Annotated in this window: 9 protein-coding genes; 5 read left to right on the top strand and 4 right to left on the bottom strand. The window is 70.7% G+C overall.

Annotation, left to right across the window (positions count from 1 at the left end; all coding sequences use genetic code 11):
* The 4 genes from QH270_RS05245 to QH270_RS05230 form a co-directional block, all read right to left on the bottom strand.
* Window positions 1–306: diiron oxygenase (locus QH270_RS05245; protein ID WP_280339207.1), on the bottom strand; the 306-nt coding region annotated here is incomplete at its 3' end.
* A gap of 97 nt (window positions 307–403) precedes the next feature.
* The gene (locus tag QH270_RS05240) at window positions 404–592 is read right to left on the bottom strand and encodes a hypothetical protein (protein WP_280339205.1); all 189 of its coding nucleotides are present in this window, start codon (window positions 590–592) and stop codon (window positions 404–406) included.
* A 115-nt stretch (window positions 593–707) separates the two neighbouring features.
* On the bottom strand, window positions 708–2,768 hold the full coding sequence (locus tag QH270_RS05235) for an AMP-binding protein (RefSeq protein WP_280339203.1): 2,061 nt from the start codon (window positions 2,766–2,768) through the stop codon (window positions 708–710).
* Window positions 2,769–2,980: 212 nt separating this feature from the next.
* Window positions 2,981–4,807 (bottom strand): flavin-containing monooxygenase, encoded by a 1,827-nt coding sequence (locus tag QH270_RS05230; protein ID WP_280339200.1) that lies wholly within the window; start codon window positions 4,805–4,807, stop codon window positions 2,981–2,983.
* 120 nt (window positions 4,808–4,927) lie between these two features.
* Here QH270_RS05230 and QH270_RS05225 point away from each other — a divergent pair, with 120 nt between their 5' ends.
* The 5 genes from QH270_RS05225 (at window position 4,928) to QH270_RS05205 (ending at window position 11,951) form a co-directional block, all read left to right on the top strand.
* A complete protein-coding gene (locus tag QH270_RS05225) occupies window positions 4,928–6,205 on the top strand; it encodes a GAF domain-containing protein (RefSeq protein WP_280339198.1) in 1,278 nt (425 codons plus the stop codon).
* A gap of 523 nt (window positions 6,206–6,728) precedes the next feature.
* On the top strand, window positions 6,729–7,745 hold the full coding sequence (locus QH270_RS05220) for an ABC transporter substrate-binding protein (RefSeq protein WP_280339196.1): 1,017 nt from the start codon (window positions 6,729–6,731) through the stop codon (window positions 7,743–7,745).
* Window positions 7,746–7,777: 32 nt separating this feature from the next.
* Window positions 7,778–8,968 carry an ATP-grasp domain-containing protein gene (locus tag QH270_RS05215; protein WP_280339195.1) on the top strand — a complete coding sequence of 397 codons (1,191 nt, stop codon included), beginning with the start codon at window positions 7,778–7,780 and terminating at the stop codon, window positions 8,966–8,968.
* Window positions 8,965–10,743: an IucA/IucC family protein gene (locus QH270_RS05210; RefSeq protein WP_280339193.1), complete on the top strand. Its 1,779-nt coding sequence runs from the start codon at window positions 8,965–8,967 to the stop codon at window positions 10,741–10,743. Before QH270_RS05215 ends, QH270_RS05210 begins: the two co-directional genes overlap by 4 nt.
* Window positions 10,740–11,951, top strand: coding sequence for an MFS transporter (locus QH270_RS05205; RefSeq protein WP_280339192.1), 1,212 nt, complete (start codon window positions 10,740–10,742; stop codon window positions 11,949–11,951). The genes QH270_RS05210 and QH270_RS05205 overlap by 4 nt, the downstream gene beginning before the upstream one ends.
* Window positions 11,952–12,105: the final 154 nt, after the last annotated feature.

The following is a 12,105-nucleotide window of genomic DNA, read 5'->3' as shown; positions in this document are numbered from 1 at the left end:
CTGCATCAACCCACGGATCAGCAGCTGCTCGAAATCCAGGCCCACCTTCGCGATCCCGGCCTGGCGCCACATCCCCATCGCGATCTGCCGCTCCACCGGCTGCGCCTTGTACCAGGGATGACGGCCCAGCGGGTCCTCCTCCGGCATGATCCAGCGCGGATCGTCGCTGTGTACGGCGAACTCCGGCGAATCCCAGTCGATATCGACATACGGATCGAAATGTTTGGTGACGGACCCCTCGGACAGGGTGCGCAGGACCTCGGCGTAGCCGGGCGTACCCGGCTTCTTCACGGTGGACAGCGTCATCGATGCCTCCTAGAACAGTGCTGCCCCCAGTTTAGTGGTACCGGCAGTACCGCACAAGGTAACCGCTACGATGCGTTACAGCTATACCGCCTGGTCGCTACTCGACCAGCGGGTCGATGCCGACACCCTCGACGGCGCGCAATCGATCGGCGAATCCGATCAGGATCCGGAGCGACTCCGGCGACAACCCGTCGACGAGCGCCACGAACCGCTCGAACCGCCGCTCCGAGAACGCTTCGCGCCGTTGCCCACCCGTGCGCACCGCCACCGTGCCCAGCGCCGCCATCCCGACCCCTTCACTACCGCACCGAACCCACCATCCGTAAATAACATAGCTGCAGGTTTGCGGACCGCTGCCACCGGCCTGCTTCAACAGGCGCGATGCCGGATAGCGAGGAGGGTCAGCCCGCCAGGCCCTCCTGGTCGATCAGCAGGCGTTTGAGCACCTTGCCGGTCTCCCCGCGCGGCAGCGCGCTGAGGAAGGTGACATCGCGCGGGACCGAGAAGCGGCTGAGCCGGTTCCGGATATAGGTCCGCACCATCTCCGGATCGAGCCCGGAGTTCTCGCTCTTGACCAGGAACGCGGCCAACCGCTGCCCGAATTCGCGATCGGGCACCCCGACCACCGCCACGTCGGTGACCTGGGGCAGGTAGGCGATCGCCTCCTCGACCGGGCGCGGGAAGACGTTCTCGCCGCCGGAGATGATCATCTCGTCGTCGCGGCCCGCCACGAAGAGCCTGCCCTCGGCGTCGAGGTAGCCGAGGTCACCGGTGTCGAGCATGCCGTCGGCTTCCTCGGGCGGCGCGTCGCTGACGTAGCCGTCGAACAGCATGTGGTTGCCCACGAAGATGCGCCCGACCACCCCGACCGGCACCGGAGCGCGATCGGGGCCGAGAATCGCGAGCCGGGTCCCCAGCGGCGGGCGGCCGGCCGTGGTCGGCGCGGCGCGCAGGTCCTCGGGTCCGGCCACGCTCGCCCAGGACACCTCCGTGGAGCCGTAGAGGTTGTAGAGGATGTCGCCGTAGTCGTGCAGGAACCGGTCGACGGTGATCGCCGCCAGCGGCGCACCGCAGCTGATCACCTGCCGCAGGCTGCTCAGGTCGTAGCGGGCCCGCACGGCCGCCGGCACGTCGATCAGTCGCTGCACCATGGTCGGCACGGCGATGAGGGTGTGCACCCGGTGCTCGGCGATGCGGCGCAGCGCGTCCTCGGCGTCGAAGCCCTGCGCGAGCACGACGGTGGCGCGCACCGCGGTGCTCAGTTGCAGGGCCGACAGTCCCCAGGTGTGGAACAGCGGCGCCGGGATCATCATCGTGCTGCCGACCCGGATCGGGATCCGCGACAGCAGCGCGACGAGGGTGTCGAAGCCCTTCGGGTGCGGGCGCCGGGCGCCCTTCGGGGTGCCGCTGGTGCCCGATGTCAGCACGATCTGGCGGCCGGGGGTCGTCGGTTCGGGGAAGCTCGTGCGGCCCATCGCGATCAGGTCCTCGATCGTGATCCGGGCCGGGTCGGCGGGGAGATCGTCGGTGAGGAAGCGGGGCAGCCCGCCGTGCAGGTAGCGCACGAGGTGGGTGAGACCGGTGTCGACGAACAGCGCGGAGAGCCGGTGACGCTGCACGATGTCCTCGATCCGGCGCCCGGAGAGCCCGGCGTTGAGCAGGGCCACGTCCACGCCGAGTTTGCCCGCCGCGACCATGGTTTCGACCATGCCGCAGTGGTTTCCGGCCAGCAGCCCGACGGCGTCGCCCGCGCGGATGCCGACCTCGTACATCGCGCCTGCCAGTGCGGTGGTGCGCTTGTCGGTCTCCCGGAAGGTGGCGGTGCTCGCGTCGTCGATCAGCGCCAGTTGCTCGGGGCTGTGCGCGGCGCCTGCCGCGTAGCCGCCGGCGAGGTTGAAGCCCCAGCGATAGAGCGAGCGCAACTGGCGAGCCGAGGTCAACGGCGGCGCGATCAGCCCGGACTGCAGGCACCAGCGGACCAGTTCGGACTTGCGCCGGATCGGCGCGCGTGCCCCGTTGGACACCAGCGAGGTCCGCGCGCCGCGCACGATGTCGACGGCCCGGCCCAGCCCCTGCTCGACCCAGCCGACGACCGCGGCGTTGGTGGTCGCCGCCAGCGCGGGGTGCAGCCGCGGCGCCGCGAACACGGTGACGTTCACCCGGGTGCGCTGTTCGTCGCCGGTGAGCCGGATCAGCGCGAAGCCACCGGATTCCGGGTTGTGCAGCTCGAAACTCTCGTACCAGCGCCCGACCGTCAGCGCCAGATCCGTGTGCCGGACGCCGATGGCCGCGTCGCCGATCCGTACCTGCCAGAGGGTGACGCCGTCGGGTTGCAGCAGCCGCTCGCAGGCCCCGATCCCGGTCCACAGGCGGGGGTAGCTCTGCGGATCCAGCAGGATGTCCCACAGCGCCCGGCGCGAGACCGGGAATTCCACCGACACATCGACGACATCGCTCGGCATCTCCGCGCGCCTTTCTCGGCCCGGCCACGCTGCCGGGTGGTGCCCGATCGCCGCGGCCCCCGTGCCGCGGCGGCGCCCGTGGTCAGGCACTGCACCAGAAGCTATGATTCGGCGCCCGCCCCGCCGGGGAACGAAAGATCTACGGATTCTGGGCAACCGAACGACACGGAGCCGGCCGACCATGTGAAGGTGGCCAGCTCCGCCCGCGATCGTCAGCTCAGATGGTGGACCTCCTGCTTGCCGTAGACCGGTGTCGGGACACCCTCGTATCTGGCCTTGAGCTGCAATGCCAGATACAGCGAGTAGTGGCGGGACTGGTGCAGGTTGCCGCCGTGGAACCACAGGCCGGGTTGCTGGGTGGGCTTCCACATGTTGCGCAGTTCGCCCTCCCACGGCCCGGGATCCTTGGTGGTGCCGGAGCCGAAGCCCCAGCACTTGCCCACCGCGTCGGCGACGTCCTGGCCGATGAGATCGGCGGCCCAGCCGTTCATCGAGCCGTAGCCGGTCGCGTAGACGACGAGGTCGGCGGGCAGCTCGGTGCCGTCGGCGAGGATCACGCTGTCCTCGGTGAGTTCGCGAACCTGCCCGTGCGCCAACGCGATATCGCCGTTGGCGACGAGTTCGGCGGCGCCCACATCGATGTAGTAGCCCGAGCCACGGCGCAGGTACTTCATGAACAGTCCCGAGCCGTCGTCGCCCCAGTCGAGCTCGAATCCGGCGCGTTCGAGACGCGCGTAGAAGTCGGCGTCGCGCTCGCGGATGGCGTCGTAGACCGGGATCTGGAACTCGTGCATGATCCGGTACGGCAGCGAGGCGAAGGTGAGATCGGCCTTCTGCGTGGTCATTCCGGCGGCCAGCGCCCGCTCCGAATACAGATCGCCGAGACCGATCTCCATCAGCGAATCCGATTTGACGATGTGCGTCGAGGACCGCTGCACCATGGTGACCTGCGCGCCCGCCTCCCACAGCGCCGCGCAGATGTCGTGCGCGGAGTTGTTCGCCCCGATCACCACCGCGCGCTTGCCCGCGTATCGATCCGGTCCGGGATGCCGGCTGGAGTGGTGCTGATCGCCCCGGAACCGGTCCATCCCGGGGAAGTCCGGGACGTTCGGCTTACCCGACATCCCCGTCGCGAGCACCAGGTGCCGCGGCCGCAGCACCACCGGTGCACCGTCGCGCTCGACCTCGACGGTCCAGCTCCCACTCGCCTCGTCGTAGCGGGCCGAGGTGCAGGTGGTCTTGGACCAGTACGGCACCTCCATCACCTTCGTGTACATCTCCAGCCAGTCGCCGATCTTGTCCTTGGGCGCGAAGATCGGCCAGTTGTCGGGGAACGGCAGATACGGCAGGTGGTCGTACCAGACCGGGTCGTGCAGGCACAGCGACTTGTACCGCTTGCGCCACTGGTCACCGGGCCGGTCGTGCTTGTCGACCACGAGCGCGGGCACCCCGAGCTGGCGCATCCGCGCGCCCAGGGCGATGCCGCCCTGCCCGCCGCCGACGACGAGCACGTACGGCTGACGGCTGTAGCCGAGCTCGTTCTCCTCGCGTTCCCGCTGCTCAGACCAGGTCACCCGATCGCGATCGGCGCCGTGCCGCACACCCTTGGGTCGCCGTGGACCTTTGCCCTCCTCGTAGCCTTTGAGTTCCTGCATCGTGGTCAGCAGCGTCCACGCGCCCTCGTCGGTGAGCCGCAGGTGCCCGACGCCGCGCCCGACCCCGGTCTCGAACCCGATCCACGCGCTGATCACGCCGTCGTCCTCGGTCGGCGGTTCGGTGGTGTGGAATCCGGACGGGTCGGTCTCGTCGAGTTGCGCGGTGAGCATGTCGGCGACGCCGGCCCTGCCCTCGACGGTCTTGATGTTCCAGGTGAACGCGATCAGATCGCGCCAGAAGCTGTCGGTGGCGAACATGCCTGCCGCGGCGTCGATATCGCGCGCGGCCAGCGCCGCCTCGAACGCCGCCAACCAGGCGTCCACGCGCTGTTGCGGTCCGGCCGCGTCCGATCCGCGCACGACGGGATCGAGTGTCTGGGTCATCGAATCCTCCTTCACGATCTGTGACCTAGAGCACACGCCATGACCGGGAGGTGGCACAATCGTTGCAGTGCGTTGCAACGCGCCGCGTGCTCGGGAGACGGAACGGATGAAGGGTGGATCGTGGGCGATTTCAGCGCGGTCGAGCCCGGCACCGACCTCTCCGGCTACGCGCGCGAGCTGATCCGCATGCACGACGCGGTGATCGCCGGTGGCCGCTCACCGCTGCGCCCGCGCCCGCTCGTCGCCCGCTCCTGGACGCGGGTACTGGCGGCGGGCCTGGTCCCCGACCAGCCGCGGACCCGCTCGGTGCTCGGGGTGGCCGATGTCGAGCGACGGCGGCGCGAGTCGATGCTCACGGCGGTGATCGAGGATCTGACCCAGGCGGTCGCCTGCCTGGCCGACACCTCCTCCCAGCTGATGCTGGTGGTGGCCGACGCCGAGGGTGTCGTGCTGTGGCGGTACGGCTCGGCGAAGGTGCGGCACCGCGCGGATTCGCTGGGTTTCCGCGAAGGCGCGCGTTGGACCGAGGACGCGGTCGGCACGAACGCGATCGGCACCGCGCTCACCGAGGCCGGTCCGGTGCAGTTGTTCTCCGGCGAGCACTTCGAGCAGTTCCAGCACCCCTGGTACTGCACGGCGGCGCCGATCCACGATCCACGCACCGGCGAGCTGCTCGGCATCGTCGACATCAGCGGTCCCGCCCTGACCCTGCATCCCGCGATCACCGCGCTGGTGGCCACCGGCGTCCGGCTCGCGGAGTCCCAGTTGTGGCGCCATCACGAGCAACGGCTCGACCGGCTCCGCTCGGCGGCGGGTCCCGCGCTCGCGGCGGTGACCGGACCGGCTCTGGTCGTCGACGAGCACGGCTGGGTCGCGCACGCGGTGGGCGTGGCCGCCACCCGCCGGGTCGCGGTGCCGCGAGCCGATCGTGCGATCACCGTCCCCGGGCTCGGTACGTGCGTGGCCGAACAGCTCGCCGACGGCTGGATCCTGCGCCCGGACACCCGTTCTCGCGGCACGCGCTGGGAGCTCGACCTGTCGGGGACGCCGACCCTCAGCGTGCTCGGTGGCGAATCCGGTTGGCGCAGTGCGCTGTCCGCGCGGCACGCGGAGATCCTGCTGCTCCTGCACCTGCACGGCCGCCGCGGCATGACGGTGCGCCAACTCAGCGAGGCCCTCTACGGCGATCCGGACCACGCGGTCGCGGTCCGCGCCGAGATCTCCCGCCTGCGCCGCGTCGTCGGTTCCACGCTGGAGAGCCGCCCGTACCGGATCGCCGAATCGATCAGCATGTCGGTCGACGCCGGTGCCGCCGAACGCACGGCCGACAGCGATTTCCTCCGGCACACCGCGAGTCCCGGGGTCAGGGCGCTGTTCCCGAGCGCGTCACCGGACTGAGCCGGCGACGCGGATGCTGTTTGCTGGACGCTCGCATGACGATCGTCACGTTTGATCCACCGGGCGGCAAATCTGAAACACCGCACCACCACACCCCGAGTCCCGTGAGATCCGCCCTCTCGGACCCACCGCGGGCGCCCGCACCTGCGGGTTGCCTCCGTCGGCACACTTTCGTTCACCTGTACAAAACGGCATCGTTGCAGATCATCCGGCAGATATCCCAGGCCCGGTAGCGGGCACCTCGCACGCGCTCGCCGTTGACAAACTTAGGTACCGCTTACCTAAGCTCTGCCCCCATGACAGTGACCAGCGCATCGCCTCGTACCCGGGTTCTCGACCCGGTGCGAGCGGTCGCGCACGGATTCACCGGGAATTCGCTGTCCACTCGCTTCCCCGCCGGCGACGCGCGACATACCGGCGCCCGGCGTGCTTCCACCACTGCCCGGGCCTGACTCGGACAGTTCATGCGCGACACCCAATTCCGGGCTCCGTCGCGTCCGCTCCCTGAGAAATGAGGACCACCATGTCCCTTCGACGTGTCCGCCTGCGCGGATCCCGACGGCTCGGCGCCGCCACCGCGGGAGCGGTGATCGCGCTCTCGGCGCTCGTCGGGTGCGGAACCGACACCGCCGCAGTCGATTCCGCGACATCGGCCGGGGAATCGGCAACGTTTCCCCGAACCCTGGAGACCGCCAAGGGCCCGGTGACGATCCCCGCCGCGCCGAAACGGGTCGTCGTCCTCGACACCGCCGAACTGGATTCGGTCACCCTGCTCGGCATCACCCCGGTCGGCGCCGTCGTGCCCCACACCAAGACCGCGGGCGGATTCCCCGACTACCTGAAGGCCGGGCTCGGCGAGGTCAGCGACGTGGGGCCGCTGCTCGAGCCCAACCTCGAACGCATCGCGGCGCTGCGCCCCGACCTGATCCTGTCCTCCCGGATTCGCCACGACAAGATCTACGACAAGCTCAGCGGCATCGCGCCGACGGTGCTCACCGAGACCACCGGCGGGCCGTGGAAGGCCAACCTCGCGGTGCACGCGGCGGCCCTCGGCCGTGACGACGCCGCCGCGACCGCACTGCGCAAGTACGAGGACAGGGCGCGGGCACTCGGAGACGCCATCAAGGCCTCGCGCAACGGTGTCGCGCCCACCGCGTCGGTCGTGCGGTTCCTCGCCGGACCGACCCGCCTGTACCAGAACACCTCGTTCAGCGGTGTCGTCCTGGCCGATGTCGGCCTGAGCCGGCCCGCGTCGCAGACCTCCACCGATCCCAAGAAGACGATGACCGAGGTGAGCCCCGAGGAGATCGACCGGGCCGACGCCGATCTGATCTTCGTCGCCACGATCGACGATCCGGGCAAGACCCCGAAGAACGCGATCACCAGCGGCCCGGTCTGGCAGGACCTGCGCGCCGTGCGCGACGGCAAGGTCTACGAGGTTCCCGACGAGACCTGGATGTCGGGCATCGGCGTCCAGGCGGCGCGGCGCATGCTCGCCGACATCGCCGCGGCCACGGGCGTGGCACTGCCCGCCGAGTAGATCCGCTCCCGAACCACACGAAAGGCCTTGCCGTGCAGCTCTATCTGCTCGCGTTGAATCCCACCGACTCGGTGTCGGACGGATATCTGCCCGCCGCCGCCGCGCTCGGACTCGACGTCACGATCCTCACCGATGATCCCGAGCCGCACCGGCGGCGCCACCCCGGGGTCGCCGCGATCCCCTGCGATGTGCGCGCTCCCGAGGCGGTGATCGCCGCGATCGCCGCGGGTCCCGCGCCCGCCGCGATCTTCACCAACAGCGACCACCTGCAGACCCCGGCCGCCGTCGCCGCGGCGTATTTCGGGCTGCCCGGCAAGGACTGGCGCACGACGCTGCGGGTGAACAACAAGGCCGAGATGCGGCGTGCGCTGGCGGCCGCCGGACTGGGCGGGGTGTGGTCGGCCGAGCTCGGTCCACTGCAGGACCCGGCATCGCTGGCCACCCTCGACGCGCCGATGCCGTGTGTGATCAAGCCACGCGAAGGCGTGGCCAGCGAGGACGTGTATCTCGTCACCGACATCGAGGAATTGGTGTTGCGCGGCAAGCACATCCGGCAGCGAAGGCCCCGGGTGCCGCTGCTGATCGAGGAATTCCTGCCCGGACAGCTGTGCACGGTGGAGACGCTCGGCGACGGACGGCGGCGACGCGTGCTCGGCGGGTTCCGCACGACACTCACCCCGCCGCCGCTGTTCATCGAGGTACGCCACACCTTCGTCGCCGCGCACCCGCGGGCCGTGCTCGCCCAGGTGACCGACCAGCTCGACGCGCTCGGTGTCGGATTCGGCGCCTGCCACACCGAATTCGTGGTCGAGCAGGGTCGTGCGCGGCTGATCGAGGTGAACTATCGCACGATCGGTGACCAGTGCGATCTCACGCTGCGCGACATCCTCGGGATCGACCTGTTCGAGCAGGTGCTCCGTGTCCATCTCGGCGAGCCGCTCGCCGATGGCCAGGAAGGCCGCACCGGCACGGGCGGTCGAGTCGATCACATCCGGGCCACCGACTCCGGCGTCCTGCGCGCCGCGCCGGGCCCGCGCACCGAGGTCGTCGACGGCGTCGACCTGACCTATCGGCCCTTGCGCGAGATCGGTAGCAGGCACCAACTCACCCACACCAACCGCGACTACCTCGGCGTGCTGCGCACCGTCGGGCCCGACGCCGCCGCCGTCGACCGTGTCGCCGACCGGTTCCTCGCCGCACAGCACTGGGACGTGCGCGCATGACACAGCACACGCCTCGCGGGCCCGGCGTTCTCGCCGTCCTGCCCGACGGGGACGAATCCGCGCTGGTGCGGCGCGTGCTCACGGCGCTCCTGCGCGAGGACGTGTGCGGCCTGCGCACCCGCTCGATCGCCGAGACCAGGGCGGACGGCGTCTGGCTGCGCCTGGACCAGGTCACCGCCGACGGGCCGGTCGCCCTGTGCCTGCCCGTGGAGCCCGACGGCTTCCTGTGCGCGCACACCGTGCGCCGCCCGGAGTTGCTGCGCGAGCCGGACGGCGCGCGCCTCGACACGGTCGCCGACGTCATCGCGGCTTTCGCCGAGCTCGCCGACCCCCGTGATCGGGCCGGTTTCGAGGATTTCGCCGTCGAGTGCGCGAGCGCGCTGACGACGATGCGCCTGCACACGGCGACCCGTGGCGGCGTGACCGCGCGCCTGATCGCCGCCTACGGGTGTCAGCTCGAGCGGTGGACCGGAACGGCGGGCCTCGGCTTCGACACGCTCGCCGCCCGGCACGACCACCCCGTCTACCCGGCCGCGCGCGCCCGCAGCGGGTTGTCCACCGCGCAGTTGCGCTCCTACGCACCGGAATTCCATCCGTCCTTCCGGCTCCGCTGGCTCGCCGTTCCGGTGGAGCGGGTCACCATCGTGGGTACGCTCGCGCTGCCCGCGTTCTGGCCGACGCCCGAACGGCTCGGCGCGAAGCACCTGTCGGAGACCCACGTGCTGCTGCCGGTCCATCCGCTCAGTGCCGGCGCGCCCCTGGAGGCGGCGATCCACTCGCTGGGCATCGCCGACCGCGCCGTCCTGCTCGACGACGAGTACCTGGAGGTGGTGCCGACGCTGTCGATGCGGACCGTCGCCTGCCTCGACGCACCCGGCACCCATCTCAAGTTGCCGTTGGCCACCGCGACCCTCGGCCTGCGCAATATCCGGACCATCCGGCCGAGGACACTGTCCGACGGCGCCCTCTGCCAGCGACTGCTGACAACGGTGCTGGCCAGGGAAGCCCGCTTACGTGACCGCGTGCTGCTGATGGACGAGAGCGTCTACGCCCACGCCGCGCACGAATTGCTCGCCGTGCTGTGCCGCCGCGAACCGCCGCAGGCGCACGGCTGTCTCGTCGTGCCCATGGCGGCGCTGCTCAGTCGCGCCCACGACGGCCGCCCGGTGATCTGCCACCTGGCCGACCGGTTCTACGGCGGTGATGTCGTCGCCCTGTTCGACGCCTGGCTGGAACTCCTTTTCGACTGGCAGGTGACGCTGTTCGGCTACGGCATCGCGCTGGAATCGCATCAGCAGAACATCTCGCTCGTCTTCGACGCCGGCGACGGCCCCACCATGCGACTGTTGTTCAAGGACAACGACACACCGCGCGTACACACCACCCGCCTGCGGCGCACACTCGGCGACGAACCGGTGACCTTCGCCGATCCCCGGATCACTGTCGACGACGACCGGCCACTGACCGACCTGTTCACCACGATCACCGTGCACCTGTGCGCCGGCGCGTTCGCGTTCGCCCTCGCCGAGCTGATGACAGCACCGCTGGCCGACCTGCTCGACACGATCCGCACCCGGCTCGAGCAGGCACTCGGCCGGCTGGACGGCCCGGAAGCCGACCGGCTGCGCGCCGATGTGCTGCGGGCGCGGGCACTGCCGGTGAAGGCGATGGTCAGCGCGGGCACCTTGTTCAGCAAGCAGCGCAGTGGCGCCGTGGACGTCAACAAGTACTACACGAGCGGACCCAACTACCTGCGCGACGGAGCGTCGCGGTGACCCGAGCGCCGTCGTCCCCGTCGGTGGCGTCGGAACCCGGGGCCGAGACGGCGAACGGACGCCCGCTGTACGCCGTCGCGGGTTGCTATTTCGTCGCGTCCTTCGCCGCGCTCGGGCTGCCCCCGTATCTCACGGTGATCCTGCCCGAACTGGGTGACCCGACGGCGCGCTGGGCCGGGGTGCTCTATGTCGTGCCGACCGTGTTCGGCGGTCTCGGCGCCCCGCTGTGGGGCAGGCTCGCCGATCGCTACGGCCACAAACGGCTGCTCCTGCGGGCCCAGCTCGGCCTCACCCTCGCGTTCCTGCTGGCGGGCTGGGCCGATTCGCTGCTGATGTTCGCCGCCGCGCTGGTCGTGCAGGGCGTGCTCGGCGGCACCTTCGCCGCGTCCAGCGGGTATCTCGGGTCCGCGCTGCGCGGACCGGCGCTCGCCCGGGCACTGACCGTGCTCCAGGGCAGCGCCCGTGCCGCCCTGGTCGTCGCGCCCATCGCCGTGGGGGCGCTCACGCCCTGGGTGACACCGCATCGGCAATACCTCGTGCTGGCGGTGCTGCCCCTCGCCGCGGCGCTGGTGTTGGCCTTGTTGCCGCAACCGGCCGCCGAGGCCGACGCCGCGACACGGGCACCGGCCGAGGGCACCGACGGCGGAACCGGCTCGCTCCGGGCGCTGTTCGCGCTCGAGTTCGGCGTCGTGTTCGCCACCGTGGTCTCGTTCCCCTACCTGCAGGCGCTGGTCGAACAACGCCTGCCCGAGGTTTCCGCCCTCGTCGTCGGCGTGCTCTTCGCCGTACCCCACCTCGTCTATCTCGCCACCGCGACCACGGCTCACCGGGTCGTGCGGCTGGGCAGCTCGGGGCTGGCGGGGCTCGGATTCGCCTGCCTCGCCGTGGGTTCGGCCGCCCACCTGTGGGCCGAGAGCCTCACCGGGTTCGTGGTCGTCCGCCTGCTGCTCGGGGTCGGGCTCACGCTGTGTCTGCTCGGGCGCAACACGCTCGCCGCGCACTGCGCCCGCCGGCACCGGGCCGGGCGCATGTTCGGCTCACTCGAATTCTTCGCCAAAGCCGGCGCGGTCGCCGCCGGACTCACCGCCACCGGCGCGCATCTCGAATTCGGTCCCGTCGCACCGGCACTGGCCGGTGCGCTCGTCGCGGCCGCCGCACTGGTGGTCATCACCGGCAGCACCCTGCGCACCCGGACCGCCACCCACTGACCCGATGGAGACGTCCATGTCGAACCCCACCCTGTCCGAAACACCCATCACGTCGTGCGCGCGGCCCCCCCCGGGCGCCCCCGGGGGGCCCCCCCCCCGCAACAACCAGCGGGGGGGAGTGTGGGGGGCCCCCCGCCCCCCCCGGGGGGGCGGG

Source organism: Nocardia neocaledoniensis, assembly GCF_029868625.1.
Lineage (GTDB): Bacteria > Actinomycetota > Actinomycetes > Mycobacteriales > Mycobacteriaceae > Nocardia > Nocardia neocaledoniensis_A.
This window is presented reverse-complemented; position numbering and strand designations above follow the sequence as displayed.